The organism is Kamptonema animale CS-326, from assembly GCF_028330895.1.
In the GTDB taxonomy this organism is placed as follows: domain Bacteria; phylum Cyanobacteriota; class Cyanobacteriia; order Cyanobacteriales; family Microcoleaceae; genus Kamptonema; species Kamptonema formosum.
In genome coordinates, this window is sequence record NZ_JAQMUA010000315.1 from 1 (window position 1) to 26,669 (window position 26,669).

Sequence of the window (26,669 nt, forward strand, 5' to 3'; positions counted from 1 at the left end):
GCTTCGCTTCGCTCGCAATGACGACGGAGAATTACTAATAAAAATGATAAACTAACAAACTTATTACCAATTACCAATTACCAATTACCAACCACCAATTACCAACTAACAGCTAACAACCAACAACCAACAACTAACAATTAACAACTAACAATTACCAATCAAGCCAGTAACAACGGAAACCAAATTGCCAAAGCTAAGAGAGTAAGAAACAAAACAGGTAAAGTCAAAATTACATTGAGACGAAAATATTGACTCCATTTTATATCCCAGCCTCGGCGCTTCAAGATATTGAGCCAAAGTAGGGTTGATAAACTGCCAATCGGAGTAATTTTAGCACCCAAAGTGCAACCAATGACAGCGGCGTAAACCATGCCTTCTTGGATATCGGGAGGGATGGTATAAGTAGATTGAATAGCTAAGGTGTGAATTAAGACAGCAGGTAAATTATTAGTAACGGCGGCAAGTATTGTCGCTAAAAATCCCGTGCTAATTATAGATAGAAATAATCCCCATTGGGCGAACTGTGCTGAGATTAATCCGATTGTAGTTATTAAGCCGGAATTACCCAAGGCGATCGCGATTATATACATCCCCCAGCTAAATAAAATAATTTGTACGGAGGTAGAGTTGAGGAAGTGTACGAAGGGAGACAAGGAGCGGAAGAGCGGCGTAAAAGGCAGCAGCGGTACGGCTGAATTTGCATAGGAGAAACCGCTTACAGGATCGAAATAAATTGTAGCGTCAACTTTTGCTGTGTCTTTTTCAGGTTGGTTACTGTTTATTTTCTCTGCTGTCGGTGGGAAAGCTTCTGGTTCTTTAATCTCCTGTTTTTTTGGAAAGAAATGAGGCTCAATAGCTGGTTTAAAAGCTGTTCTAACCAAGTCGAAGGATGGGTAGGTGGGGGGGATATCAGACCAGAAATAGAACAAGAAAACGGAGAAACTGGCGGCGATCGCAACTCCGCTGACGGGTATCATGACTGAAGCGTAGCGTGTTGGGGAAATGTCGGCATAACTCGCAGCGATGGTATTCACTAAATTGCTGGAGGTGAAAGCCAAACTAGCAACGTCAGCAATAAAACCTGTGGCGATCGCAAAAGCAAAGGTTGGTTTCCGGCGAAAACCAAGCAATGTGAGGATTTCAAAGACAAAGGGGGTGAGAGTCAGCGTTGCGCCGCAGTTAGTCAGTAAGATACTGGCAACTACAGTCGCCAGTCCCAGCATTAAAAATAGTAGCCTACCTCTGTTCAAATTCCAGCCAGCCGCACGGAGTGCTAACCAGCGTAGGGCCCCGGTTTGTTCGAGAATCCAGTTCAAAGCGAGCAAAGCCGCCAATGTCAGGGTGTTGTTGCCGAGAATTACTCTGGCGGCGGGGAGATTTTGTAACGCGATCGCACCAGTGGCTAAGGTGGCGATCGCTCCCCCCAAAGCGCTAAAACCGATGCCTAATCCCCTTGGTTGCCAGATGGCGATCGCGAGGGTAAGCAAGAAAATGGCTAAAATCAAGTTTATGCAGATCCCTGAGTCAGAAAGTGTTGACTTTATTCTGCATCATTTAAAGTGCCGCCAATAAACTCACTTTTTTTGTCCTTAACTTCAAGCTGCTTCAATTAAGTCCCAAAATCTGTCATCTTCTGCAATGAACTCAAAATCTGGTTCCGTTGTTGCTTCGATCCGATATTGGGGATTGCGCGCGATCGCGTGTTCTAGATTTTCAACTGCCAAGTCTACTTCCTGTTGCAAAGCATAACAAATCGCCTTGTTGTAATAAGCGTTGGCAAAGTCTGATTTAATTTTAATCGCGCGGTCAAAGCTTTCAATTGCTTCGTTATCGCGTTCTAGCTTGACCAACATCTCGCCTCTGGAATTCCAAGCTTTATAAGACTCATAATTCAATTCTATGGATTTGTCGAAAGAAGCGATCGCCTCTTCATACCGTTCTAAAACCCCCAAAGCTAAACCTCGATTTAACCAGGCAACAGCATCATCAGGCTCTACCTGAACCGCGCGATCGAAGGATTTGAAAGCTTCCTCCTCCTGTTGTAACGTCCCTAGTGCCACCCCTCGGTTGACCCAAGCTTCGCGGTAATCGGGATTGATTTCGATGGCTTTGTCAAAGGATGCGATCGCGTCTTCCGCACGTTTCAATTTTGCCAAGGCTAATCCTCGGTGCAGCCATGCTTTGCTATCCTGCGGCTGCATTTCCAACACCTGGTTAAAATCTGCGATCGCTGCTTCATAACGCCGCAATTCTTTTAAGGTAATACCTCGATGATACCAAATATTAGCATCATCTGTTTTCAGTTCAATCGCTCGATCGAAAGCAGCCTTTGCCTCTTCAAACTGCTGCAATTCCCACTGAGCAAGACCACGCTGATACCAAATCTCAGGGCTATTTTGCTTGATTTCCAAAGCGCGATTGCAATTGGATATTACCTCATTGTAACGCCCTTGAGATAACAAATTATTTCCCTCATTGATATAGTCTTCCACATTCAAGAACAATTCAGGATGATTTGATTTCAGGCGTTCAATTTGTTCGTTTAAACCTTGAATTTTTACCGTCACTTCCGGGATCACAGCCTCTGCGATCGTCGTCGGCGAACTTTCAGCAATTTTCTGCCAAATTTGAGCCTTATGAGTTTGAGTTTCCGATAGTATTTCTGAAAGTTGAGCAACCAAATCACCCTGGGATTGCTCTAAATTCTGAATCGTTAAATCCTTACGAGCTTGTACCTGAGTTTCCAACTCCGTGAGTACAGCAGTAATTTCAGTTTCTAGTTGTTCTAAGTTCTGTAGAGCTAAATTTTTCCCTCCTTGAATCTCAGACATCAATGTAGACAATTGAGCCTTTGCAGAACTCTGGAGATTTTCCAAATCCTGAAAAGTTTGGTTCTGATTTTGTTTAATACCAGCTTGGGAATCCGAGACAAAAGTAGTAAACTCTGTCTCTAGATCTTTCAAATTCTTGCTCACCAACAGCATTTGTTTTTTAATTTCCAAGTGCAATTCTGAAAGTTGAGCAGTTATTTCTCTCCCTAATCGTTCCTGATGTTTAATTGCTTCTGCATGGAACAGCCGCACTTTTTGTTCAGAATCAACTTTAAGTTTTTCTAGACACTGGGTTAAATCAGACTCTTGCTTTTTCAAGTTTTCCAGAATAAAATCCTGTTGTCTTTCCACATTAACTGGAATTTGAGCCAATTTAATTGATAGCTCTGACTGCGCTTGTTTGAGATTTTGTAGAATTAAATCCTGTTGTTTTTCGGCATTAACTGAAATTTCAGCTAATTTAGCCGACAACCCAGATTCCGCCTGCTTCAGATTTTGCAGAATTAAATCCTGTTGCTTTTCTGCATTAATTTTAATTTCCGAATATTGAGATGCAAACTCAGCTTCCGTCTGTTTCATAGTTTGCAGGACTGTATTTTTCTGACCTTGAACCTCAGACTGCATATCCAAAAGCTGAGGAGCAAACTGTGAGGATAATTTTTCTAAATTTTGGAGAATTAAATCCTGCTGGTTTTGAATATTTTCCTGGATTTCAGCAAGCCGTACCGCAAACTCTACCTCGGATTTTTTTAGCTTGTCGAGTCCATATTTCGTCTCTTCTCCAACATCGGCTTGCACTTGAGAAAACAACTTCGAGGTTTTCTCTTTTTTAACAGCTAACTCTTCGTGAAAATTTGATTCCTCGCGCTCTAAATCTGTTTCTATCTCCTCAGCTTTTAGGAGAATACCTTGAACAGTTTGATTAGCTTCAGCAATCCGCTTGTCCAAACCTTTTAATTCATTAAGCTGACTTCTCGCCATACTTGCGATCTCAAACATCACAGCTCGGCGCAACAGGAACAAAACTACAATTGCAGCAGCTAAAAGTAGCACAAAAGCCCCAAGCACAACATTAAATAAAAGTGTTGTGCGACTAAAATTGCGGAGATTTTCAGCTTGAGTTCGCTCAAGAATCCGCTTTTGTTCTCGCAATTGTTCGAGTTCCCGCCGCTCCCCAGTAGAAATGGGTTTTGTCTGAGTTGTTTCAGCAGCATTTGGGGAGGTGGGTTGAGCAAAAGCAACACCCACAGACAATAAAAGCGTTGAAAGAACGGCATTACCTGCCAATACTAAAGCGAATTTCGGATGCTTTTGTTTCATTTGGGGTACCGAGTTGCATTCAAACGGATAACTTAATCGTGCTCTTACTCTTTTCTTTGGGTCTTCTGAGCCTTTGGGGTTCGTTAACTAAATTCTACCTTATACCAAAATTATTCAAGTGAGCGCTGCTGAAAGTATATTTCTCTCCCTTAACATATAGATTATAGCAGCGCTCACCTTACAACCCCGATATTTGTTGCCTTAGTCCGCCGATGCCGACTTTATGCGTGTAGCAGCGATTTCAAGGGCTTAATTTTTTAATTTTTAGCAGTGGGAGTCTGAATAGATGCCTTTGACAAAGGTCGATCTAAATAATTGTAAACTACCCGCGAAATTTGGCGGACAAAATCCCTTACAATCGGATCGTTATAAGGGCGCTTGACAAATATCGCCGCTAAATAGCGCCTACCATTGGGCATATCAATAATACCAGCATCTCCTACCAGAAAACCGATATCTCCTGTTTTATCAGCAATCGCTGCACCTGGCCCAATCCCAGCCGGAAGCAACGTTTTAATGGTAGTGTGGCGCAACAATCCTAATACTTGTTCGCGGCTAGAATCAGAAACTAATTTATTCTGAACTACCATCGCTAACAAGCGCACCATCTCAACCGAACTCGTTGTATTTGTTCCCTGGAAATCCCCTAGCCAATTGCGAATCACAGTATCATTTAGCCCCCAACTGCGAAAGCGCTGATTGACTTTTGCAATTCCTCCTAAGCGATCGATAATCATGTTAGTAGCAGTATTATCGCTAATTGTAATCATCTTATCGACAGTTTCTCGGATGCTAAACTTAGTCCAATCCGCCTCGTCTTGCATAGTTCCAGAACCGCTGGCAACTAAGTCTGGCCGCATCACCAGAGTTTCATTCATACTGATTTTACCAGCATCTACATCTTGATAAAAAGCGATCAGAATTGGCAATTTAATCGTACTTGCCGCTGGAAAGATCCGAGAACCATTGATATCCAAATAGTTACCTGTCTCTAAATCCAGAAAAAACATTCCAGAACTCAGCGTGTCGTATTGCTCAATTAAGGATTGAATTTGGGGCTTAACCGCCGTCATTTCGGAACCGTTTGGTATCGCTAAATCCTGAGAATAGTCTCTCTCAATAGTAGGGGTTGAAATTTCACTCCTTGATTGCTCAATTGAGACTATTGCTTGAGGTGAAAAATTGGCATTTGCTGCTAACTCTGGAGTTGGCAATTGCACAGACCAACGAGTGGAAGATTCGCCAATAACGCGCACTTTTGTCGGGTCTAATGTATAACCTGGGGCTAATTCAATTACTAACCTGGTAGTGTCAGTATCAAACTGTCCGGCGCGAATTTCTCGAATAAATGATACTCCCTTTTGAGGCGTTTTTGGGTATTCTAAATTTATTCCCGGTAAATCTATTACTAAACGGCTAGGGTTAGCAATAAGCTGAACTTTTGGCTGAACTCCTGAATCTGTTGTAAATTCGAGCTGATTGTGGTTAATATCGAAGTACCAAGATGTTAAGATGTCAGCTTTGGCGGGAGAGTTAAACAGAAAAACACTGAGTAAACTGGGTAAGAGCAAGCGTAGTTTTAGCGTCATTTTTATACAGAAAGAGGCGTGTCAACCTCAACTGGAAAGGGGCGAGAATTGCGATCTCAACCGCTTCCCAGTTGAGCTTTTAGAATAATAAACGCTATCGGTTCCCTTTGGTTGGGATAAAGTGCGCTACCTAGAATCGAGTTTGGACTTGGCAGGCAGACTCTAATCATACTATAGTCTTTCTCAGGTAGATGAGGTACGACTAATAATTGCTAATTGCTAATTGCTAATTGCTGAAAAATCCTCTCCCCATCTCCCTCTTCCTTCTTCCCTAGCCCTGAGCATCGTAGCCCCTAGCCCCTCTATAAACTATAATGTTTTGGGACAAATATCATCATCAAACCAAGCCGTTAACGCCACAGCCAAAGCATCAGCAGCATCATCCGGTTTAGGAATATCATCTAATTCTAATTCCCTCGCCACTGCGTCTTGTACATCATACTTATCAGCATTGCCCCGGCCTGTTAAAGCTAGTTTAATTTGAGCTGGGGTAAACTCAACTAAAGGGACATTTTGCTGAGCTAATACTAACATCAAAACTCCTCTTGCTTGAGCGACAACAATGGCACTCCCCATTTTATAGAAAAACAACTTTTCCGCTACGGCTAAATCCGGTTTGAACTGGTCAATTATAGCGTTTAAATCATCGTAAATAGTGCGGAGACGCTGCCCCATTTCTTGACCTGCGGGAGTTTTAATCACGCCAAAATCAATCATTGAAACGCGATAATCTTCATCTTTTTTCCCCGCAATAATTTCACAATCAATTACCCCAAATCCTAGAATTGCCAGCCCCGGATCTAATCCTAGAATTCGCTTTTTCATTGTAATAATGGCTAATAGCTAATGGCTAATTGGTAATTGGTAATTGGTAATTGGTAATTGGTCATATCCGTTAAATTGCTTATAGAATCCGTCGCCTAATACCATTAGCCATCAGCAATTAGCAATTAGCAATTAGCAATTAGCAATTAGCTATTAGCAATTAGCAATTAGCAATTATCCATTAGCCATTAGCCATTAGCCATTAGCCATTTCCAAACCAAAAACTTGACCGAATACTTTTTGAACTTTGTAGCCAGAGTCGATGCTTTCTAAGGGATCTTTCCGCAACCGATGCCGCAAACAAAGAGTGACAACTCGGCGAATGTCATCAACAGTAACTTCCGTCCGACCTTCATAAGCTGCCAAAGCTTTTGCCGCCCGATTAGTAACAATATCTCCCCGCAGTCCGTCCACATCTAATTCAGCACAAACTTGGGAAATTTTTACGCGCAAATCGTAATCAAGTTGTACTGATTTTAACCTTTCCTGAGCATCTACAAGCTGTTTTTGCAGTTGATTTTGCTCTGGTTCATATTTTTCTAAAAATTCTTTAGGATTTTGGTCAAAATCTGACCGTTGCTCCACAATTTGTACTCTTAAAGTAGGCTCTTTTACAGTCCTAATTTCGGCGTGCATCCCAAATCTATCCAGCAATTGCGGGCGTAATTCTCCTTCTTCTGGGTTGCCGGAACCAACTAGGACAAAACGCGCTGGATGGCGGATAGAAATGCCTTCTCTTTCTACAGTATTCCAGCCACTTGCTGCCGAGTCGAGCAAGACATCTACTAAGTGATCGTCGAGCAAATTGACTTCATCAACGTAAAGAATGCCGCGATTTGCTTTAGCTAAAAGCCCCGGTTCAAAAGCTTTAACACCTTCAGATAAAGCTTTTTCAATATCAATAGTGCCGCAAACTCGGTCTTCCGTAGCGCCCAAGGGCAAGTCTACCATTGGGACTTTTTTCTTGGCGATCGCAATTTCTACCTGCTGTGCTACCCTTTCTCGCAAGGCATCACTCATTAATTCGGGATCGCTGGGATGGCTATTGAAGGGGTCATCCGCCACCACATCAATTTCTGGCAACAAGTCAGCTAGGGCGCGGATAGTAGTAGATTTGCCCGTACCGCGATCGCCCATAATCATCACGCCCCCAATCTTGGGGTCAATCACATTCAACAGCAGCGCCAGTTTCATCTCCTCCTGGCCAACAATGGCCGTGAAGGGAAAAACAGCGCGGCGGGCAACGCTAACAGCAGGCGGCGCACCCGCATTCTGGGTATTAATGGCTTCGGCAGTAGGACTCACAATAAACTCTAAACTTTTATTACCGTCTTTCATTGTCGCACAAAAGGGGCATTACATTGAATTCGCCTAATGAATCTGCTGAAACTGAAACAGCAGCTCTAATTGCTGAACTACGGGAAAAGGCTATCAAGCATCATCCTAAAAATATTATCAGGATTGCCAAAAGTGTTGAGGGTAAAATTATCTTTCTGGGAACTGAAAATATTACTTATGGTTGGAACACATTTTGACAGACGATCGCTCTCAAATTAGCAAGAGTCTAATTTTTGAAGGACAAATTCCAGATGCAGTTGTGCAAAATATCTAAAAAGAATTGGGAATAAAAAATCGTAGTTAAAACTAACGATAAAATCATATTTTCGTAGTTTAATATACAGAATTCTGTGTAAATCTACCCCTTAATTAGGATTAAAGCCTCAAGTTAAGATTCAGATGTCTGACTCCCTAACAGAACTCATCAATTCAAAAAGACTTCTGTTTGATTTACAACAAGCAAATGAGATTGCTTTATATTTTGCTGGATGCTTAGACCCAGAGGAAATTGCACGTCGGGTAACAGATGGTTTGGTTGAGAAATTCGATTGTGCTTTTGCCCGAATCTGGCTGCTGGAACCCGAACAAAATATTCTGAAATTGGTTGCTTCCTCCGGAATGTATACCAACACTAATGGATTTTTTTCACGAGTGCCAATGGGAGCCTATAAAGTTGGCAAAATTGCCCAAAATCGGGTTTCTTTTTTAAGTAATAACTTAGCGGCTGAGTCCTGGGTAGGAAATCGAGAGTGGGCGATGGCTAACAATATTCAGGGGTTTGCGGGGTATCCTTTAGCAATTAAAGATAGAGTAATTGGAGTTCTGGTAACTTTTAGCCACTACGGGATGGAGCCAGAATTTTTAGAAGTTTTGCAGACACTTTGTACGATAGTTACGAGCGCATTGGATACCGCCTTACACTACCAGAAAGAAAAGCAAAGTTGGCAATTAACAAACCGCATTCCTACATTTAGTAACCTTTCTTTATCGGATCGGATAGCTAGTATTCTCAGCTCTGCCCGATTAACTCTTGTCGGAACTGAGCAACCTTTAAACTTAGCTCTAGGTTATGTATTTCTAGAAGCGGCTACCATTTTAAATAGAATAGAATGCACTTACGGTCGCCTAATCTATGCAGAAAACTCTCTGGCTTTAGAAGCAATTGTACCAATTACTAATTTAAGCAATTACGATGCAAAAGATTATATAGAATCGAGTCTCGGCAAATTATTTCTTACTGTTTCCTGTTTGGGTGGAGTTCTAGAAATCGAGACTAATATCAACCAGCGAGTGATTCAGATTTTTCTGAAAATACCCTATTCCCAGGAGAATGAGGGTAAAAAATTGCGGATTCAGTGCCGTCTACCGCTGCTGCAACTAGCATTTACTCAGTTGGCTTTTTCAGCAGATATGATAGTTTGTCAGGGAATAGATGAGGATCTACCATTGTTGACTGATGATGTAACCCAAATTCAATCAGCTAAACGAGTTTTATGGATTCAGCAAGGGAATCAGGTTTTACCAAAGGGAATTAAGGCTAAAATTGATTTTTCAATTAGTCCAGAACAGTTACGCGAAGCAGTAGAAGCGGTAATTTCTGGTAAATCGTGGGGTATCGAAGCAAGTATGGAAGTGCAGCAAATACTTTCGGAACGGGAGTTAGAAATTTTAGGTTTGTTAACTAAAGGATTGCGCGATCGCGATATCGCCAATCGTCTGATTATCAGTGAAAGTACGGTTAAGTTTCATATAAATAATGTGCTTAAAAAGTTCAAAGCGCAAACTCGTTATCAGGCACTTCATCAAGCAGTTGTCAATGGTTGGATTCAGTAGTTTAGGGGCGAATTTTAGCCCATGTAGATAATCCCCGCATTACGATAGATAGTCTCTATGAGTTCAGCTCCAACGATATGTTAGATTGCAAAAATTATAGGACTGGGTGCAATTTCTTTCTCTTGTAAAAAAGCTAAAAATGTGAAGTAACCATAAAAGACTATCCTGATGATGGAATTTCTCTCTTTAGATTGAAAGAATTGGTAGTAGAACACATCTGGGTGCGATCCTTTTTTAGTTAATCCCAGTTCTGGATCAATGAAGTATTGATTGATCCGGGTAAAATATTCGGCATCTTCAGGGGGATTTAAATCACGTTTTAAGAAGTTGAGACTTTTGATAATACAGCTATTAACCCACTTCTCTTGATACCCTGAATCATGATAGTAAAGAGCACGAGCAATTGATTCAATTACACGCTCAATACGCTCCACCTCGTATGTAATGGCTAAAGTATCGTAAGGAATAAGTAAACCGTTATTTATGGAAATAACTCTTGCGTTTCTAGCGGTTGAAAAAATTCTCTTTCCTAAGACCGCCTCACGCCTTAGCAAAGTTTGAACCCATTTTGACTTAAAGATGGTAAATGCAAGATCACTTTTGGAGTTCATAACGATAACTGCTGCTGCATATTCATCATCTCTGGATCGGAAATTATTGTGTTCTGAACATGAAGGTACAGTTATTAGATTGCTTCTATAGTCTGAGCTATTGCTAGGCAAGTATTTCTTCTCAGGAAAGAAGCATTTCGGAGGAATGTGATCTCTTGTTGTTGCTGTTCGTTCACAGGCATAGCACTTTTGAGATTTCATTGTTCAAACAATTATAGAAGTCTAAATATACTACTCAAGTTAATACTACATATTATAGCAAGTATTATTAAAGAAGTGGCGAAGTTTAGGAGTAAGTAGCAGCTTACATGAGCTTTGCGACTCAGTAATCGCCCTCCCCAAAACTCATCACCTATCGATTTAGATAGTCACTAATGCCTACTTAGCAAAGTTTCAGACAGCGCGATCGCCACCCCTAATCATATCATTAGACTTAAAACTTCCGTATTCAACGATACAAAACACCTTCTCTGCTAGCACTTAACCTAGCAACATATTCGAGCAAGCAAGCAAGAAGGGAACCAATGAACAATCACTATTCAGTCGTCATTGTAGGAGGTGGTCAAGCGGGTCTATCCATGAGCTATTGCTTAAAGGAGAGAGGCTTAGATCACATCGTTTTTGAAAAAAACAAAATTGGGTATTCGTGGCGCTCAAAACGTTGGGATTCCTTTTGTTTAGTCACACCCAATTGGCAATGTCAGCTTCCAGGTTATTCCTATCCAGGGAACGATCGACATGGATTTATGAAAAAGGATGAAATCGTCAAATACATTGAGGAATACGCGGCATCATTTGACCCTCCTCTTCAAGAAGGTGTTGAAGTTTTAAAACTCCATAAAAATCGTTCTCAGGGTATTTTTGAATTAACAACTACAATCGGTGACTATACAGCAGATCAGGTAGTAGTTGCATCTGGTAGTTACCATCTCCCTAAAATGCCAAAAATCGGCGAACGTCTTCCTGAAAATATCGTACAGTTACATTCCTCAGAATACAAAACACCGGAGTTGTTACCTGAGAAAAGCGTGTTAGTTGTAGGAACAGGACAGTCAGGTTGTCAAATCGCTGAAGACTTACATCTGGCAGGTAAAAAAGTACATTTGTGTGTAGGAGGTGCGCCCCGTTCTCCACGCAGATATCGCGGAAAAGATGTCGTTGATTGGCTCGATCAAATGGGTTATTATGATTTGTCAATTGACAAACATCCCCAAAGAGAGAAGGTAAGAACTAAAGCCAATCACTACGTTACTGGGCGCGATGGTGGCCGTGAAATAGACTTGCGACAATTCGCCGTAGAGGGAATGCAACTGCATGGGAGATTGAAGAATATTAGCAGTAAGAGTCTCGAATTTTTCGACGACTTAAAGCCAAATTTAGACCAAGCAGATGCGGTTGCTGAAAGTATCAAGAAAACCATTGATGGATTTATTGAGAAAAACCAAATCGAAGCTCCTATTGACCCGCCCTATCAACCGATTTGGGAGCCAGAGAAAGACGTTTTAACGCTAGATTATGCACAGGAAAATATTGGTGCGGTTATTTGGTGTACGGGATATCAATCTGATTTTAGTTGGATCGAAATTCCAGTATTTGATGGTAAGGGTTATCCGGGTCACGATCGCGGTGTAACTGATGTGCCAGGATTATACTTTTTGGGGCTCCCCTGGTTGTATACCTGGGGTTCAGGACGATTTTCGGGAATTGCGCGGGATGCAACTTATCTAGGCGATCGCATTCTGGCAAAGAAAAAAGTATCTTCTGTAAGCGAGTCGAGCATTGTTAATGAATTTTTACTTGGCTCATAGTTGACCACAAATTATCTATTAGTCCCTCTTAGCTCGGACTTTGTTTGTGTAGTAACGGTTTCAACCGCCAAATAAAAACAATCATAAACTTACCACCTATCGATTTAGATAGGTAGGCGCTGATAGTTTGGGATCGTTTTAGCTAATGCGATCGCTTCCCCTAGCTTTATTGTTAGACCTTAACCTTTTGTAGTAACAGATACAAAACAACCAATCTCCAACACTTAATCTGACAACATCGTTTAAGTTTGCTGAAAGTTTCCGACAGATATCTGCTGCTTCTATTGGGTTAAAAGCATTAGTGTCACAGGTTTCAACTTGCACAATATTAAGGAGAAAATCATGCCTGAAGTAACCGCTCCCGCTCATCAAACCGGTGATTTTTTTGTAAATTACGAAGAGAAAGTATTTCCCGATGTCAAAGCTGAACCTGGTGAGAAAGCATTAGTTACATTTCACACCGTTGCCTTTGAAGGTTCCATCGGTTTTGTAAACTTATTGCAAGCAACTCGTCTGCAAAGAAAAGGCTTTGAAACATCAATTTTACTTTATGGCCCCGGCGTAACTCTGGGAGTACAGCGCGGTTTTCCCAAGTTAGGCGACTCAGCATTTCCCGGACATCAAAACTTTAACGACCAAATCACCAAATTCATGTCAGAAGGCGGAAAAGTTTACGCTTGTCGCTTTGCTTTACAAGCACTTTATGGACACGGCGAACCCTCCCTCATTCCGGGAATTATTCCGATTAATCCCTTAGATGTGCTGGACTTAGTTTTGCTGCATCGCAAAGATGGAGCCTTGATTTTAGATACCTGGACACTTTAGTAGTTTTGAGTTTTGAATTATAAGTTTTGAGTTAAGAAACTACTCAAATAAAAACTTATAATTCACAACTTTTTCAAGGAGGCATTGTGGATTACTCCCGTACCGTCCGAGCGGCAGCAGTACAAATTAGCCCAGTTTTATTTAGTCGAGATGGCACGACTGAAAAAGTCTTAGAGGCTATCGCCAAAGCTGCCAAAGAAGGGGCGCAATTGGTCGTTTTTCCTGAAACTTTCATCCCATATTATCCGTATTTTTCCTTTGTACAACCTCCCGTATTGATGGGAAAAGAACATATGCGGCTTTACGAAGAAGCCGTAACCGTTCCTAGTCCAGTAACAGATGCCGTAAGTAGAGCCGCCCGCTCTTATGAAATTGTAGTAGTGCTAGGAGTAAATGAGCGAGATCGTGGCTCACTTTACAATAGTCAACTAATCTTTGATGCGGACGGTACGTTGTTACTAAAGCGGCGCAAGATTACGCCAACTTATCACGAGCGGATGGTATGGGGACAAGGGGATGGTTCAGGTTTAAAAGTCCTAGATACAGCAGTTGGTAAGTTAGGTTCCTTGGCTTGTTGGGAACACTATAATCCTCTGGCGCGATTTGCATTAATGGCGCAGCACGAACAAATTCATTGCGCTCAATTTCCTGGTTCTTTAGTTGGACAGATTTTTACCGATCAAATTGAAGTAACTATCCGCCATCATGCACTAGAATCTGGCTGTTTTGTGGTGAATGCAACGGGTTGGCTTTCTCCAGAACAAGTTGCACAAATTACTTCTGATGAAAAGTTGCAACGAGTGTTAAGCGGTGGCTGCAATACTGCAATTATTGGGCCGGAAGGAAATCATCTGTGTACGCCGATTACAGAAGGTGAAGGAATGGCGATCGCAGATTTAGATTTCTCGCTAATTACTAAGCGAAAACGAATGATGGATGCTGTTGGTCACTATTCTCGCCCCGATTTGTTGCAATTGCGGGTTAATTTAGATGCTCAAACAGTGATGGAATCAGTTACAGATGACAGATTTCAGGCTTCGGAAGCAATGAGTAATCATCATTATAAGGCTTACGAAGAGTTGCCTCTAAATCCGTCTTAAAAGCAGTGCTAATTTATTAGCCATAACAGGAATTATGCAAAGAAACCGGGTTTCTATGAAAAATTAAATATTCTCAACTAGAGATTTAGGAAGAAACCCGGTTTCTGATCTGTTTCTGATCTCGACGTGCCTAAATCCTGCCTAAATCTCCGATCCAAAACCCTTAACTTATGGAAATGAAACCACCCCTTCCACCTTTTACACTAGAAACTGCTCTGATCAAAGTGCAAGCAGCAGAAGATGCTTGGAACACTCGCGATCCTCAGAAAGTTGCCTTAGCTTATACAGAAGATTCTCAGTGGCGAAATCGAGCGGAATTTTTTAGCGGCCGCGAGGCGATCGCAGCTTTTCTGCAACGTAAGTGGGCTAAAGAGTTAGATTATCGCCTCAAAAAAGAGCTTTGGAGCTTTACTGATAATCGCATTTCTGTCCGATTTGAGTATGAATGGCACGATGATTCTGACTATTGGTATCGTGCTTATGGCAACGAACAATGGGAGTTTGCCGAAAATGGTTTAATGCGGAGACGAGAAGCCAGCATTAACGATGTTCTCATTCAAGAATCTGATAGAAAGTTTCGATGGGAGCGCAAACCAAATTTATGAATAAACAACAATTAATTGTAGAGCTTCAAACTCATGGATTAAAGTTAGTTAACCATGAAATGGGAGCCGCAGGACGAAAAGGTGGGGCAGGCCCTTCCGATCATAAAGCTATTACCGTAGATGGTACAACGGTAATGGTTCCAATTTATAACAATCCAGCCGCTCAATCACCTTACAATGTGGCGATTGACAAGACAACAAACCAGATGATTTTACAATTGAATCGAGAAGCGATCGCGCCGATTCAATTTCCCCAACAACCCAAGTTTTATAGTCTGACTACGGCTGATGGTATTCCTTACAATCAAATAGCTTTGTTGCACAGTCGAGATGTTTTAGCGACAACGGTTTTGCAAACCTGTATCCGTTATGGCAATACCGCAACTTCTTGTCAGTTTTGCGCGATCGGACAATCCTTGGAAGCAGGTAGAACTATTGCTCGGAAAACCCCCGATCAACTAGCGGAAGTCGCAGAAGCGGCTGTACGGCTCGATGGGGTGAAGCAAATGGTGATGACGACTGGAACGCCAAATACGAGCGATCGCGGCGCAGCTTATCTAACAGAATGCGCTAAAGCGATTAAAGCAAAAGTCAATCTTCCCATTCAAGCGCAATGCGAACCACCCGATGATTTCATCTGGTTCGATCGCATGAAAGCGGCGGGTGTAGATAGTTTAGGAATGCACCTAGAAGCGGCCGATCCCCAAGTTCGGGCAAGAATTATGCCGGGTAAAGCAACAGTGCCTATTGAGTATTATTTTGAGGCATTTGCAGCCGCCGTTAAAGTCTTCGGTTGGGGACAGGTAAATACTTATTTACTAGCAGGATTGGGAGATAGCTTAGAAACTTTGTTGCAGGTTTGCGATCGCCTAATTCAAATCGGAGTTTACCCCTTTGTTGTCCCCTTCGTTCCTATCATGGGAACGCCACTCGCCAATCATCCAGCTCCTAAAAGTGAATTTATGTTCGCACTCTATGAGCGAGTGGGTTCCATGTTAAAGCAGGCAGAAATGTCATCAGCAGAAATTAAAGCAGGTTGTGCTAAATGTGGTGCTTGTTCTGCCCTTTCTAACTTTGAAAAGTAATTTTCATCAATCTCAATAAGTAAAATTCATGTCAAGCAATACTTACCAATTCAAATTAGCAACGAATAGCCAAGAAATAGCCGCCTATTTTGCCCTTCGTCGCGCTATCTTTGCCGAAGAACAGCAGCTATTTCAAGGAGATGATTGGGATGAAATCGACCAAATTTCTTATCCCATTGTTGCAGTTACCACTGATACCGATCGGGTAGTAGGAGTGGTGCGAATTTATGAAGTCGAACCTGGAATCTGGTATGGTGGCAGATTGGGTACGCACCCAGAATATCGCAAAGGTTGGCAAATTGGTAAAGGCTTAATTTATAAAGCCGTAACCACTGCAAATACTTGGGGATGTAAACAGTTTCTCGCAACGGTACAATTACAAAATGTACGCTTTTTTCAGCGGCTACATTGGCAGTCTTTCAAAGAGATTGAAATTTGCGATCGCCCCCATCATTTAATGGAAGCTGACTTAAACTTCTATCCTCCAGGTATTGAACGTCGTCCTACGCTCTCTATCCCAGTAAAAGAGGCATCCTAATGCTATCTTCCCTCGCAGCAAAACTCCGGGAATCTCTCAGTCTTCTGCAAAAGCAAGACATTCAAACGGCATCCCAAGCATTAGGCTCGCAGTGGATTACTGGCGATGTACTTCTCGGTGATGATTGTGCGGCAATTCCTGATGGAGATGGATATTTACTATTAGCAGCAGAGGGAATTTTACCTCAATTTTTAGATATAGAACCCTGGTTTGCGGGCTGGTCTGCGGTGATGGTAAATGTCAGCGATATTTATGCAATGGGGGGTCGCCCGATTGCCGTTGTCGATACACTTTGGAGCCAGTCTCATAGCGCAACACAACCTATTTGGGATGGAATGAAAGCAGCGGCAAAAGCTTATAATGTCCCGATTGTAGGCGGACATACTAATTGCCATAGTCCCTACAATGCTCTAGCAGTTGCGATTTTAGGACGAGCCAAGCAATTGATTAGCAGTTTTAAGGCTCAACCTGGAGATTTGCTGCTTGTTGCTACCGATTTTCGAGGTAAATCTCATCCTAAATACCCTTTTTGGGATGCAGCGACAACTGCCGATCCTATTCAACTGCGCGAACATCTAGAAATTTTACCTTGTCTAGCAGAAACAGGATTATGTGATGCCGGGAAAGATATTAGTAATGGCGGGATTATTGGAACAATTTTAATGTTGCTAGAAACCTCTAATTGTGGAGCAGTTTTAAATTTAGATAAGGTTCCTTGTCCCAAAGAATTAGCTCTGGAAAATTGGGTGATTAGTTTTCCTAGCTATGGATTTGTTCTCAGCGTTCGTCCTAGAAATATCTCGGCTGTTCAGTCTTATTTTCATCAGCAAAACTTAGTCTGCGAGGTAGTTGGAGAAGTTCAACTAGGTCACGAATTTGTGTTGCGATCGCGCCAGGAAGAGATCGTGTTTTGGGATCTCGATCAACAGAAATTAACTGGTTTCTCAAAAGCGGGATTGACACAATGAGCCAATTTTTAATTGCTCTTGATATACAGCCTTTGCTTCGTTCCGGTGTAGTCATTTATGATGCCGCGTTAACTACGCTGATTCCAGATGAGTCACCGGAATCTGTTCAATTCTCTCAGGTGTTTTTGCTCCAGTCGCAACAGCATGAACTGCATGGAGAATATCAGCACAATAGTATCGATTACCACAGCGATCGCAAACGCCAATTGTTACATCTTCCAAAATGACGAATCCATCTTTATGTTTGAATGCCTCCCGCTTGACGGTGCGGGGTTGAACGGTTCCTTCACAATACTCGCATCTATATCCGTACATAAGGCTAGTCCTCAAGCTCAGTGACTTCGTAAACCGTAATAATATTGAGCTACATAACGTGAAAATCTCACTATTAACTTATTCCACTAAGCCTAGAGGCAGCGTCATTCACACCCTAGAACTTGCTGAAGCATTGTATCATTTAGGACATCAAGTTTGCATCTATGCCTTAGACAAAGATGGGAAAGGATTTGACTATCCTCTATCTTGCGATTATCACCCTATTCCTGCTCAACCTGCTCCCAAGGAAATTGATGCACTTATTAGACAACGCATTCAAGAATTTGTAGAGTATCTAACACAATCTCATCAAATTTATGATTGTTACCACGCTCAAGACTGCATTAGCGCCAATGCTTTAGCTATTCTGAGACAACAGCGGCAGATTCCTCATTTTATCAGGACTGTTCACCATATTGAAGATTACAGCAGCCCATATCTTCAGCAGTGCCAGGATCGTTCAATTCGTGAAGCAGATTTGTGTTTATGTGTTAGCAAACAATGGCAGATAGAACTTGAGAAACAATACCAAATATCGGCTCCCAGAGTCATTAATGGTGTTGATCTGTGGCGGTTTTCACCAATCCTAAGCGGCTTAGAACCCGTACTCAAAGAACGATGGGGTTTGCATGGTTCCCCTATTTATTTAACAGTAGGTGGTATTGAACCTCGGAAGAATTCTATTCGATTACTACAAGCTTTTGGGCAAGTATTGAAGGATTACCCGAATGCTCAGTTAGTTATCGCGGGTGGAGCGACGTTGTTTGACTACCAATCTTATCGAGATGAATTCTTTGCCATCGCTCATCATTTGCAAATAGAAATTGGTCGTTCTCTAGTGTTACCTGGAGTGATTCTAGATTCAGAATTACCTGCTTTATATAGGATTGCAGATGCTTTTGTTTTTCCTTCTGTAAAAGAAGGTTGGGGATTGGTATTGCTGGAGGCGATCGCATCTGGCCTTCCTGTGATTACCTCTAACCAACCTCCATTTACCGAGTTTCTTTCAGAAAGCCAAGCCATCCTGGTTGACCCCGATTCACCAGACGCGATCGCACAAGCCATGCGAGCGATCGTTGAACCCGATCGTTCCATCTCCCTCGTGCAGCAAAGTCAATCCGTTTTGGCTTGTTATACGTGGGAAGCTTCTGCTAAAATGCACCTGCATCACTATCAGCAACTCCTAGCCTCCTATGCCTGAAATCCGCTTTCAAATTGAATGGCCTGACGGTTCCCAGGAAACCTGCTATTCTCCCTCTCTGGTTGTCAAAGACTATTTCACGCCCAATAGTGACTATAGCCTCAATGATTTTGTTGAGCGATCGCGTACAGCCCTCACAATTGCCAGCGATCGCGTTCAGGCGAAGTATGGTAGACCTTGTGGTTTAGCTTTGGGGCAACTCAAAACCATTGAACTTAAGTCAACTCAATACAGCTATTTGTCTCAACCTCAAGTAAAATTCATTCAGTTTATTGAACAAAAATAAGAGTGAAATCGAACGCCATGAAATTGCTAAAGCTAGGAATAACAGGACTAATGGCAGTGGTAACAGTGTTAGGAATAGGTAATTTTCAATATAGCCCAAATACTAAATATCTAATTACCAATTATGCTGCCTTAGCTCAAATTCCTACCGAACGAAAAGCAGAAGCAGATAGGTTATTCCAGCAAGGTATGCAACAGTCACTTAGCAGTCAGTTTCAGGCTGCATTAAAGTCTTGGCAACAGGCCTTAACCATATATCGGGAGATCAAAGACCCCAAAGGTGAAATGGATGCCCTCAGAAATCTAAGCACTACTTACTTTCAGATTGGTGACTACGATCGAGGTTTTGAGTATCAACAACAGTCTTTGACAATTGAAAGAGAGATGAAAAGGCAACAAGATGAAGGTAACGATGCGACTGCATTCCCTAATTAAAAATACAGCTTACTTCAATTCAGCAAAGCCAAGTTTTTTTGCAACTTCAGCCTATGGTATTAAGCTTGCTCTAGCGGTGCCATCGTCAACCCAGCGCGGCTGAGTTGCATATGATATAGTTCTGCCTGCTCTTGAGGGCCAACCCAAACAGTAGCTTGACCTTCATAGTGGACTTGATTAGTCAGTTTCCAGGCGCGATCGCTCGTCATCCCTGGAATATACTTAACAAGACATTCGCAAACGTGCTGAAACGTATTAAAATCGTCATTAAGTACGATCACCTTATAATTCGGATAAGGCTTGCGGGTAACTTGACTAGACCGGTCGGGAGCTATAGTAGGTGAAGAGGTCATCGCATGAACGGTCGCTGAAACTACAGAAGTGATAACAGAGTTACCCGTGAGATTATAACACGATTACAACACAAGTATTTAATTATTTCTAAACCTCATCATTAGTATTTGTATCGAGTAAGCTTTTTCCTCTAGAGTTTTGTAGTTTAAATTGGCAATTCCCCCTTAAGAGTAGGGCTGTTTCATTCTCAATTTTTTGGGTAGAATGAAGCAGCCCTCATTAAGAGGAGTTAGAGGGATTTTTCTACCTGTAATCTTGTCGCTGAATATCTCGCAAACGAGCTTCTGGACGCTTGAATCGATCCATTTGAGCCTCAAAGAAACGGCGATTAGCCATTAAATTTGCCGGATTTGGATCGTCCAAAGGATATGAAGTAACCGTCCGCAAAGCTTGAATTACAGCCGAAGTCACATTGTACATCGAGCGCTGGAAAGTAATTCCCAATTGGATTAACATATCATCCTCACCCCGGCAATGTTGACGATAGTAATCCACCAAATAAGGGGGGAGAAAATGCAGCATATCCTGCATCAACAATGTCGGTGGAATCCCCGCAGTACCCACCGGAAAAACATCAGCATAAAGAATTCCATAATGAAAATCTTTCTGCTCATCAGGAACCTGTTTTGCCTGAGCATTATAAGACTTAGTACCCCGGAAAGGAGACGTGCGATAAAAAACCGCTTCCACATAAGGAAGTGCAGCTTCATGCAGCCACGTAAAACCCTTTGACTTCGGAATAATTTCGTAGCATTCTCCGCGAATATAAACATGATGGTAAATGGGACGGCTAGCTACAGCAAAAATCCCATTTACTAGAAAATTCATCGCATCTGGAACACCTTTAAATCCTCCTTCATCATAGATGTCTGACATCTCAAAGAAAACGGGAGCCATAACTTCCCAAAACAAGCCTAAATTTGAGAAGTAAGACATCTGACGGCACTGTTCCAAAAACATATCAGGAAACAGTTTATACAGCGCCATCATCGGCGGATTGTATTTGAAATAAGCCCGAATTGCTTTATCAGCATTTGCCTTGTATTCTTCACTTTCCAGATAATCGTTAAATGCTCCACCCATGCCTTGATGCCAAAGCATCGATCGCATACATTCTTCCGCAAACTCCATGTTAATGCGATCGTGCCACAAATGGTGTAATAACTTCGGCATTTTGAAGGTTGCCCCCTTCTCCATAAATGCCAAAAGTTCTGGATGTGCCGTAGCCGGGCCGCGCCAAACCCGCAACTCTGCATCATCACCAGCATAGTGATTGTGCAAGTCTAAATACTCCTGCGGTATTAAGTATTTAAAGAAAGGAAAGGGGTCTAAAAATACACGCTCAGCGATGTAAAGTAAATCCCGCCAGTAGAAATCCATCGGCACAGCATAAGCTTTGTAAATGCCGATAATTTGCATCAGATTTTCGGGGGTATCTGGCAGCATTGATCCGCCTGCTTCTAATCTGTGAATGACTTCAGCAAATTCATGGTTAGAAGGAGGCAATTTTGTTGTGAGTTTAACAGGACTTTCTACCATTTTGGGTTCCTTTGAATGTGAAGTTGACAATTATTCGTTATTAATCTATTAGCTATTGGCTTCTAGATTAATTTTCAGGATTTGGTTGAGGAGAAATCAACTCACGCCTTAACCGCAAGGCGTGGAAAATACTCAAAACATCGTGTTTCCACTCAGGTAGCAGTAGCGTCATAGCAATTTCTTCTACTGTATGAATGAGAGCAGAAATAATCGTTAACCACAGGGGAATTCCTGCATAGTCAAAGCCAAATATCGCTATAGTAGCAATGAAAAGAGTTATTCCCCAAATCTTCGCTGAGTAGGTATGATAGCTGGCTGGCTTACCATATTTCAGCAAGTTAACTGCCCACCATAATAACTGTGCAAAAACCACCGCTAGTAGCGGCCACTGAAACGCTATTACTATTTGTCTATGAGTCAACCAAGCACTAGCGAATACACAGATATAAAAGCAGACATCTGCCCAGCTATCTGCTTGACGCAATTGGGCATCGCTAGCACCAATGCGTCGCGCAATAACGCCATCAAAAATGTCAGAAAGAAACCCTGCCACATACCCGATGATGAACCAAATACTTGTTTTGCCGTCAATAGCATCCCAGAGTAAAAATGGGGCGATGGCAGCACGAAAAATAACTAAGGCAAGGGGAATATATTTAGGCATCATTGGTTTGTGGTTCAGGGTCGATCATTGATTTTTATATTGCATAGCTACTTGCGGATTGTTAGTAGCTGGAAGCGTAGCAACTATCGCATTTGTAGTTGCCTCAGTCCAGCGAACTAACCAACTTGGTTGCACTCCCAAAACGAAAATTGTGACTGCTAAAACCAAGGCTGGTAGGGTTTCAGCAAACTTGACTTTGGGATAGTAAGCCAATTTATTATCGAGCTTGCCGAAACAAGTCCTGTTCAGCAGAATTAGGAAATAAACTGCTGTTAACCCAGAGGCGAATATGCAAAGGAGAGTTGGTATGGGAAAGACAGAAAAACAGCCTTGAAATACCAGGAATTCGGCAATAAAACCAACTAAACCAGGAATTCCAGCGCTTGCCATTCCGCCTAAAACTAGCAGGGAACTAATTAACGGTAAACCTCGAACTGGGTTCATTAAACCGTTGAGAATATCCAAATCGCGAGTCCCGACTTTAGTTTCAATTGCCCCTACTAAATAAAATAGTAAAGCCAAAATTAAACCGTGACTCACCATTTGAGCAACAGCGCCAACCATTGCCAAAGGTGTACCAGCAGCAGCAGCAACTAAAATGTAACCCATGTGACCGATGGAACTGTAAGCAACCATGCGCTTAATGTCTTTTTGCGCGATCGCACTCAACGCCCCATAAAGTACGCTGAAAGTGCCAATAATTGCTAAACTAGGGGCAAGAATTGCCCAAGCTTCAGGTAACATTTGTAAGCCGAAACGGACTAAACCGTAAGCTCCTAACTTGGCAAGAATACCCCCCAGCATAATTACAACTGGTGTGGAAGATTCTACATAAGCATCAGGGAGCCAAGTGTGCAAAGGAACTAAGGGAATTTTGATCGCGAATCCTACTAACAGCACTATTAGTAGTATAAGTTGCGTACTCAAAGATAATGTTTGAGCGTGGATATCGCTGTAGTCAAAACTAGGAGAATGACTCAACCAAGCTGTACCTAAGAAAGCGGCCAGAACTAAGATTCCAGAAACAGCAGTGTAAAGCAGAAACTTAATCGCTGCATATTCCCGTTTCTGACTGCCCCAGATGGCAATTAAGAGGTAAAAAGGAATGAGTTCTAGCTCATAAAACAGGATGAACAGTAGTAAATTCTGAGCGACAAAAGCTCCCGCAATTCCGGCATTCACTAGCAACATTAAAGGGTAGTAAAGCCGGGGTCTTTCTACTGCGTCGCCGCTACCGTAAATCACAATTGCTGTGAGAAAACTGCTTAAAACTATCAGCGGCATTGATAAGCCGTCAACTCCCAAATTATAGTTTAAACCTAATTGGGGAATCCAAGGTAAATATTCCTGAAGCTGCAATCCTGAAGCTGTTAAGTCAAATTGAGTTAACAGCCATGCAGTCCACAAAAAGATAGCAAAGGCAAAAGCTAATGCTATATAACGGAGACGATTAGCTGTTTGGTTTCCGGGCAAAAATCCGACGACAATAGCACCCAAAACGGGCAACCAGAGCAAGGTACTGAGCATAGTTTATGTTTGTTTGGTAATATCTAACTAGGCTGTTTGGTGGCAATTAGGATGTTTGATTTAAGTCATCGAAATTGAATTGATTAAATCTCCCATCTGGAATTCAAAAGTTGATCGAGACTTAGGCAAGTGTCACAAGGTATAGCTTACTTTTTACTATGTAATCGCTCTATTTTTACTCTCTGTATATTGCCTAAAGAGCGCTGAAGCGCAACTACATACCTTTGTTTAATTTGTCACTTACCTAAGTCAAAAAGTTGATTAATGCTAACTCACCATTGTAACTATTCCAGTCGCCAAATCGTAATAACCTCCTACGATTTTTAATTTGCCTTCTTTAATTAGCTGAGACATCACAGGAGAGGCTTTTAACTTTTCAGATTGCACTAAAACATTGGCTTTAATCGCGTTTACCAGTTTATCCCCTGGCTGACTGGCTGACCGGGGGATGGCTGGTTTAATTGCATCGAGTAAACTGGCAATTTGACCTGGAACTTGAGCACCTTTGATGGTGGCCTCTACCGCGCCACATCGTTCGTGGCCTAATACCATAATTACCTTTGCTCCTAATACTAATGTGCCAAATTCTAGGCTGCCAATTTCTTCATTAGTGGCAACGTTGCCAGCGATACGGCAGATAAATAGATCGCCAAATCCTCGATCGAAGACTATTTCGGCAGGTACTCGCGAATCGGCACATCCTAGAATAGCAGCAAAAGGCTTTTGGGTTTTCGCAACTGCTCTAAGACGATCCAAACTTCGGTTGACATTTTGCGGTTTGTTTGTCGTAAAACGCTTGTTGCCATCCATGAGCATTTTTAGAGCCTGATCTGGGCTCATGTTATTGTCTTCCGCAGCTTGGGCGAGTACGTCGAATTGGCTACCAATTCCTGCGGTTAATATGCCAGTACCGATGGCTCCAGCTCCAAATTGCAGTAGATTTCTTCTTGAGCGACTGAATTGCTTAATTTTTGGGGTCATTTCCTCATTTCCTACTTTTTAATTGTTGAAATTAGACAAAAAACTTTTTAGATTTGAGCTTCTAAATTCAATCTCAAATCTAAAATCCCATCAACCGCCAACTATCAGGGGAAGGCGAGATAGTAATGGCCAAGTTAATAACACCATCAAGCCAGCAACTCCGACTATAATTGTCAGAGCATAAAACTGAGTTTGACCAGAAACGTTGTACTTTAAACTTTGTCCGCTGAAAACAGTCGCCAGACCAACAAAATTTACCAATCCATCAACGAGAAAGCGGTCAATCCAGAAGATTGCTTTTGATACGATATCTACTACAAAAACAATGCTCACGCGGTAAAGTTGAGCGGTGTAAAGGTCGTAGGCAAAAAAGTCTTGTAATTGTTGGGAACCCAAACGCACTGGTTTAGCAAAATTGTCATTGAGATAAACGAATGCTCCGCTACCAATACCGATCGCAGTTGAGGCTATCAATAAGCCAGCAACGACGAGATTAATGTTTGCTGCAATTGGTAATAGTTGCCACTGAACCAACATCAGCGGGACGTGAAGGGTGAAACCCATCAAAATCACCATTGGCAAAATAAACGGCCAGTGCAATTCAGGCGATCGCGCTGTCATTGCTGTCTTTGGTTTGCCACCAAAAATCAGGCTGAACTCGCGCGTTAAACTAAAAGCCGTTAAGCCATTGACGGCTAAAACAACTAAAAACAGCCAATTTCCGTCATTCCACAGGCGATCGCACATTTTCAGCATTGACCAAAAGCAACCAAACGGAGGTACTGCTACCAATGCCGCTGCACCCACCACAAAGGCTATTCCCGATATCGGCCGCCGCGACCACAGACCGCCCATTTGGGTAAGATCCTGAGTGATGTTATTCCAAATAATGTTGCCAGTGCTCATCACCAACAGACTCATCGCGAAAGCGTAGGTAAATAGCAGTGTTAGCGCTGTCTCGCTTTGCTGCGTACCTACTGCGATAAACACCAAACCCATGTAAGCGCTGACGGAGTAAGATAGAGCCCGTTTGCTGTCAATTTGGGCGATCGCAATTAAGGAAGCGCCCACAGCAGTTACTCCACCCACAAAAATCATCGCTGTCACACCCACAGGGGACAATGCAATCACTGGTTGCAACTTAATCAACACCCAAGCCCCCGTTGATACCACGACAGTGTTACGCAAAATCGTCGCAGGCATGGGGCCTTCCATCGCCTCGTCTAACCACAAGTGCAAGGGAAACTGAGCGCATTTGCCCATCGGCCCAGCGATTAAAGCTAAGCTCAACAGTGTGGCAACTGTGGGATCGATAGTTGCAGTTTGCGCCCATGTCGCCAATTCAGTGAAATTCCAAGTTCCTGCCAAAGGTAAAAGGGCGACTACTCCCATCAGCAGAATTAAATCTCCCACCCGCTTTGTTAAGAAAGCATCGCGGGCACCGGTAACTACTAAAGACTGGTTGAACCACAAACCAATCAATAGATAGGTTCCCAAGGTGAGAATTTCCAAAATGATGTAGCTGAAAAACAGAGAGTTGCACAACGTCAGGCTGCACATCCCCGCTTCAAACAGTCCCAGCATGGAATAAAACCGCGCCCAACCCCAATCCATCTCCATGTACCCGAAAGCGAAAATCTGGGCAATCAGGTTTAAGCCTGTCACCAAAACTGTCGCGCCGACTGTGACTGAAGAGATTTCTAGGGGGATAGTAAGGTCTAGACCGGCTACGTTGAGCCAGGGTATGAAGATTTCCTGCGACGGCTGATTCCAAGTCGCAGACAAAGCTAGCACTCCGTGGGCAAAAGCGATGAAGGTCAGAAGTGCATTCAGGTAGCCAGCAGGTCGCGGCCCCGTGAGACGAGTAATACCGGGAAACCACAGGGCAGATAAGACAGCACCTATGAGGGGATAGCAGGGTATCAACCAAACGGTCTGGAGAAAGACTTGGGCCATTGGGATTACCTGTCATACCAATTTAATATGAAGCTGCATAGAATAAGGCTTCAAGAATGAAATTGTAAGAAGATAACGAAATGATTTGTTCAGGGGTGATTTGTGCCAAAACTTGATTCAGTCGTTCGCGCAA

25 protein-coding genes are annotated in these 26,669 nt (G+C 42.5%); 12 read left to right on the forward strand and 13 right to left on the reverse strand.

The genetic code is table 11. The annotated features are described in order from the left end of the window. Nucleotides 1-161: 161 nt before the first annotated feature. The 5 genes from PN499_RS18080 to bchI all read right to left on the reverse strand — a co-directional run bounded on the left by PN499_RS18080 (nucleotide 162) and on the right by bchI (nucleotide 7,906). Entirely contained in the window at nucleotides 162-1,508 is a 1,347-nt protein-coding gene (locus tag PN499_RS18080; protein WP_272033486.1) for an ArsB/NhaD family transporter, read from the reverse strand. 90 nt (nucleotides 1,509-1,598) lie between these two features. Further along, nucleotides 1,599-4,154 (reverse strand): tetratricopeptide repeat protein, encoded by a 2,556-nt coding sequence (locus tag PN499_RS18085; protein WP_272033487.1) that lies wholly within the window; start codon nucleotides 4,152-4,154, stop codon nucleotides 1,599-1,601. A gap of 257 nt (nucleotides 4,155-4,411) precedes the next feature. Then, complete coding sequence (locus PN499_RS18090) at nucleotides 4,412-5,743, reverse strand: serine hydrolase (protein WP_272033488.1); 1,332 nt, start codon at nucleotides 5,741-5,743, stop codon at nucleotides 4,412-4,414. A gap of 309 nt (nucleotides 5,744-6,052) precedes the next feature. Continuing rightward, complete coding sequence (gene ruvC, locus PN499_RS18095; protein WP_272033489.1) at nucleotides 6,053-6,568, reverse strand: crossover junction endodeoxyribonuclease RuvC; 516 nt, start codon at nucleotides 6,566-6,568, stop codon at nucleotides 6,053-6,055. Between the two features lie 195 nt (nucleotides 6,569-6,763). Continuing rightward, nucleotides 6,764-7,906 (reverse strand): magnesium chelatase ATPase subunit I, encoded by a 1,143-nt coding sequence (gene bchI / locus PN499_RS18100; protein ID WP_272033490.1) that lies wholly within the window; start codon nucleotides 7,904-7,906, stop codon nucleotides 6,764-6,766. 23 nt (nucleotides 7,907-7,929) lie between these two features. Here bchI and PN499_RS18105 point away from each other — a divergent pair, with 23 nt between their 5' ends. After that, a complete protein-coding gene (locus PN499_RS18105; RefSeq protein ID WP_272033491.1) occupies nucleotides 7,930-8,103 on the forward strand; it encodes a hypothetical protein in 174 nt (57 codons plus the stop codon). A gap of 202 nt (nucleotides 8,104-8,305) precedes the next feature. Further along, a complete protein-coding gene (locus tag PN499_RS18110) occupies nucleotides 8,306-9,739 on the forward strand; it encodes a LuxR C-terminal-related transcriptional regulator (RefSeq protein WP_272033492.1) in 1,434 nt (477 codons plus the stop codon). An 80-nt stretch (nucleotides 9,740-9,819) separates the two neighbouring features. Here the strand turns inward: PN499_RS18110 and PN499_RS18115 are convergent, their stop codons facing one another. Beyond that, nucleotides 9,820-10,551 (reverse strand): hypothetical protein, encoded by a 732-nt coding sequence (locus tag PN499_RS18115; protein WP_272033493.1) that lies wholly within the window; start codon nucleotides 10,549-10,551, stop codon nucleotides 9,820-9,822. A 323-nt stretch (nucleotides 10,552-10,874) separates the two neighbouring features. Between PN499_RS18115 and PN499_RS18120 the strand changes: the two genes are divergently transcribed. The 7 genes from PN499_RS18120 to PN499_RS18150 all read left to right on the forward strand — a co-directional run bounded on the left by PN499_RS18120 (nucleotide 10,875) and on the right by PN499_RS18150 (nucleotide 17,279). After that, nucleotides 10,875-12,158, forward strand: a complete 1,284-nt coding sequence (locus PN499_RS18120; RefSeq protein WP_272033494.1) for an MSMEG_0569 family flavin-dependent oxidoreductase — start codon at nucleotides 10,875-10,877, stop codon at nucleotides 12,156-12,158. A 342-nt stretch (nucleotides 12,159-12,500) separates the two neighbouring features. After that, entirely contained in the window at nucleotides 12,501-12,983 is a 483-nt protein-coding gene (locus PN499_RS18125) for an MSMEG_0572/Sll0783 family nitrogen starvation response protein (RefSeq protein ID WP_272033495.1), read from the forward strand. A gap of 86 nt (nucleotides 12,984-13,069) precedes the next feature. Continuing rightward, complete coding sequence (locus PN499_RS18130; RefSeq protein ID WP_272033496.1) at nucleotides 13,070-14,083, forward strand: Nit6803 family nitrilase; 1,014 nt, start codon at nucleotides 13,070-13,072, stop codon at nucleotides 14,081-14,083. Nucleotides 14,084-14,253: 170 nt separating this feature from the next. Next, complete coding sequence (locus tag PN499_RS18135) at nucleotides 14,254-14,688, forward strand: nuclear transport factor 2 family protein (RefSeq protein ID WP_272033497.1); 435 nt, start codon at nucleotides 14,254-14,256, stop codon at nucleotides 14,686-14,688. After that, nucleotides 14,685-15,773, forward strand: a complete 1,089-nt coding sequence (locus PN499_RS18140) for an MSMEG_0568 family radical SAM protein (protein ID WP_272033498.1) — start codon at nucleotides 14,685-14,687, stop codon at nucleotides 15,771-15,773. The genes PN499_RS18135 and PN499_RS18140 overlap by 4 nt, the downstream gene beginning before the upstream one ends. 28 nt (nucleotides 15,774-15,801) lie before the next feature. Further along, nucleotides 15,802-16,311 carry an MSMEG_0567/Sll0786 family nitrogen starvation N-acetyltransferase gene (locus PN499_RS18145; protein ID WP_272033499.1) on the forward strand — a complete coding sequence of 170 codons (510 nt, stop codon included), beginning with the start codon at nucleotides 15,802-15,804 and terminating at the stop codon, nucleotides 16,309-16,311. Next, the gene (locus tag PN499_RS18150) at nucleotides 16,311-17,279 is read left to right on the forward strand and encodes a sll0787 family AIR synthase-like protein (RefSeq protein ID WP_272033500.1); all 969 of its coding nucleotides are present in this window, start codon (nucleotides 16,311-16,313) and stop codon (nucleotides 17,277-17,279) included. Before PN499_RS18145 ends, PN499_RS18150 begins: the two co-directional genes overlap by 1 nt. A gap of 72 nt (nucleotides 17,280-17,351) precedes the next feature. Here the strand turns inward: PN499_RS18150 and PN499_RS18155 are convergent, their stop codons facing one another. Next, entirely contained in the window at nucleotides 17,352-17,594 is a 243-nt protein-coding gene (locus PN499_RS18155) for a YgiT-type zinc finger protein (RefSeq protein ID WP_272033502.1), read from the reverse strand. 58 nt (nucleotides 17,595-17,652) lie between these two features. Between PN499_RS18155 and PN499_RS18160 the strand changes: the two genes are divergently transcribed. Genes PN499_RS18160 through PN499_RS18170 form a run of 3 tightly spaced genes read left to right on the forward strand, consistent with a single transcriptional unit; the run spans nucleotide 17,653 to nucleotide 19,515 of the window. Then, nucleotides 17,653-18,795: an MSMEG_0565 family glycosyltransferase gene (locus tag PN499_RS18160; protein WP_272033503.1), complete on the forward strand. Its 1,143-nt coding sequence runs from the start codon at nucleotides 17,653-17,655 to the stop codon at nucleotides 18,793-18,795. Next, nucleotides 18,788-19,081 (forward strand): MSMEG_0570 family nitrogen starvation response protein, encoded by a 294-nt coding sequence (locus tag PN499_RS18165; RefSeq protein ID WP_272033504.1) that lies wholly within the window; start codon nucleotides 18,788-18,790, stop codon nucleotides 19,079-19,081. Before PN499_RS18160 ends, PN499_RS18165 begins: the two co-directional genes overlap by 8 nt. 50 nt (nucleotides 19,082-19,131) lie before the next feature. Continuing rightward, nucleotides 19,132-19,515: a tetratricopeptide repeat protein gene (locus PN499_RS18170; RefSeq protein ID WP_272033505.1), complete on the forward strand. Its 384-nt coding sequence runs from the start codon at nucleotides 19,132-19,134 to the stop codon at nucleotides 19,513-19,515. Between the two features lie 59 nt (nucleotides 19,516-19,574). Here the strand turns inward: PN499_RS18170 and clpS are convergent, their stop codons facing one another. The 6 genes from clpS to PN499_RS18200 form a co-directional block, all read right to left on the reverse strand. Beyond that, nucleotides 19,575-19,868 carry an ATP-dependent Clp protease adapter ClpS gene (gene clpS, locus PN499_RS18175; RefSeq protein ID WP_272033506.1) on the reverse strand — a complete coding sequence of 98 codons (294 nt, stop codon included), beginning with the start codon at nucleotides 19,866-19,868 and terminating at the stop codon, nucleotides 19,575-19,577. Nucleotides 19,869-20,112: 244 nt separating this feature from the next. Beyond that, complete coding sequence (locus tag PN499_RS18180; protein WP_272033507.1) at nucleotides 20,113-21,408, reverse strand: CO2 hydration protein; 1,296 nt, start codon at nucleotides 21,406-21,408, stop codon at nucleotides 20,113-20,115. A 67-nt stretch (nucleotides 21,409-21,475) separates the two neighbouring features. Continuing rightward, a complete protein-coding gene (locus PN499_RS18185) occupies nucleotides 21,476-22,075 on the reverse strand; it encodes a CDP-alcohol phosphatidyltransferase family protein (RefSeq protein ID WP_272033508.1) in 600 nt (199 codons plus the stop codon). Between the two features lie 21 nt (nucleotides 22,076-22,096). Beyond that, nucleotides 22,097-23,599 (reverse strand): NADH-quinone oxidoreductase subunit M, encoded by a 1,503-nt coding sequence (locus PN499_RS18190; RefSeq protein ID WP_272033509.1) that lies wholly within the window; start codon nucleotides 23,597-23,599, stop codon nucleotides 22,097-22,099. A gap of 267 nt (nucleotides 23,600-23,866) precedes the next feature. Then, nucleotides 23,867-24,580, reverse strand: a complete 714-nt coding sequence (locus tag PN499_RS18195) for a carbonic anhydrase (protein ID WP_272033510.1) — start codon at nucleotides 24,578-24,580, stop codon at nucleotides 23,867-23,869. A gap of 90 nt (nucleotides 24,581-24,670) precedes the next feature. Continuing rightward, nucleotides 24,671-26,536 carry an NAD(P)H-quinone oxidoreductase subunit F gene (locus tag PN499_RS18200; protein WP_272033511.1) on the reverse strand — a complete coding sequence of 622 codons (1,866 nt, stop codon included), beginning with the start codon at nucleotides 26,534-26,536 and terminating at the stop codon, nucleotides 24,671-24,673. Between the last annotated feature and the right edge of the window lie 133 nt (nucleotides 26,537-26,669).

What these genes read in the sequence shown, in the direction of transcription:
- PN499_RS18085 (WP_272033487.1), bottom strand. Translation starts at nt 4,154, where the DNA reads ATGAAACAAAAGCATCCGAAATTCGCTTTAGTATTGGCAGGTAATGCC.
- PN499_RS18090 (WP_272033488.1), bottom strand. Translation starts at nt 5,743, where the DNA reads ATGACGCTAAAACTACGCTTGCTCTTACCCAGTTTACTCAGTGTTTTT.
- ruvC (WP_272033489.1), bottom strand. Translation starts at nt 6,568, where the DNA reads ATGAAAAAGCGAATTCTAGGATTAGATCCGGGGCTGGCAATTCTAGGA.
- bchI (WP_272033490.1), bottom strand. Translation starts at nt 7,906, where the DNA reads ATGAAAGACGGTAATAAAAGTTTAGAGTTTATTGTGAGTCCTACTGCC.
- PN499_RS18110 (WP_272033492.1), top strand. Translation starts at nt 8,306, where the DNA reads ATGTCTGACTCCCTAACAGAACTCATCAATTCAAAAAGACTTCTGTTT.
- PN499_RS18115 (WP_272033493.1), bottom strand. Translation starts at nt 10,551, where the DNA reads ATGAAATCTCAAAAGTGCTATGCCTGTGAACGAACAGCAACAACAAGA.
- PN499_RS18120 (WP_272033494.1), top strand. Translation starts at nt 10,875, where the DNA reads ATGAACAATCACTATTCAGTCGTCATTGTAGGAGGTGGTCAAGCGGGT.
- PN499_RS18125 (WP_272033495.1), top strand. Translation starts at nt 12,501, where the DNA reads ATGCCTGAAGTAACCGCTCCCGCTCATCAAACCGGTGATTTTTTTGTA.
- PN499_RS18135 (WP_272033497.1), top strand. Translation starts at nt 14,254, where the DNA reads ATGGAAATGAAACCACCCCTTCCACCTTTTACACTAGAAACTGCTCTG.
- PN499_RS18140 (WP_272033498.1), top strand. Translation starts at nt 14,685, where the DNA reads ATGAATAAACAACAATTAATTGTAGAGCTTCAAACTCATGGATTAAAG.
- PN499_RS18145 (WP_272033499.1), top strand. Translation starts at nt 15,802, where the DNA reads ATGTCAAGCAATACTTACCAATTCAAATTAGCAACGAATAGCCAAGAA.
- PN499_RS18150 (WP_272033500.1), top strand. Translation starts at nt 16,311, where the DNA reads ATGCTATCTTCCCTCGCAGCAAAACTCCGGGAATCTCTCAGTCTTCTG.
- PN499_RS18155 (WP_272033502.1), bottom strand. Translation starts at nt 17,594, where the DNA reads ATGTACGGATATAGATGCGAGTATTGTGAAGGAACCGTTCAACCCCGC.
- PN499_RS18165 (WP_272033504.1), top strand. Translation starts at nt 18,788, where the DNA reads ATGCCTGAAATCCGCTTTCAAATTGAATGGCCTGACGGTTCCCAGGAA.
- PN499_RS18170 (WP_272033505.1), top strand. Translation starts at nt 19,132, where the DNA reads ATGGCAGTGGTAACAGTGTTAGGAATAGGTAATTTTCAATATAGCCCA.
- clpS (WP_272033506.1), bottom strand. Translation starts at nt 19,868, where the DNA reads ATGACCTCTTCACCTACTATAGCTCCCGACCGGTCTAGTCAAGTTACC.
- PN499_RS18180 (WP_272033507.1), bottom strand. Translation starts at nt 21,408, where the DNA reads ATGGTAGAAAGTCCTGTTAAACTCACAACAAAATTGCCTCCTTCTAAC.
- PN499_RS18185 (WP_272033508.1), bottom strand. Translation starts at nt 22,075, where the DNA reads ATGATGCCTAAATATATTCCCCTTGCCTTAGTTATTTTTCGTGCTGCC.
- PN499_RS18190 (WP_272033509.1), bottom strand. Translation starts at nt 23,599, where the DNA reads ATGCTCAGTACCTTGCTCTGGTTGCCCGTTTTGGGTGCTATTGTCGTC.
- PN499_RS18195 (WP_272033510.1), bottom strand. Translation starts at nt 24,580, where the DNA reads ATGACCCCAAAAATTAAGCAATTCAGTCGCTCAAGAAGAAATCTACTG.
- PN499_RS18200 (WP_272033511.1), bottom strand. Translation starts at nt 26,536, where the DNA reads ATGGCCCAAGTCTTTCTCCAGACCGTTTGGTTGATACCCTGCTATCCC.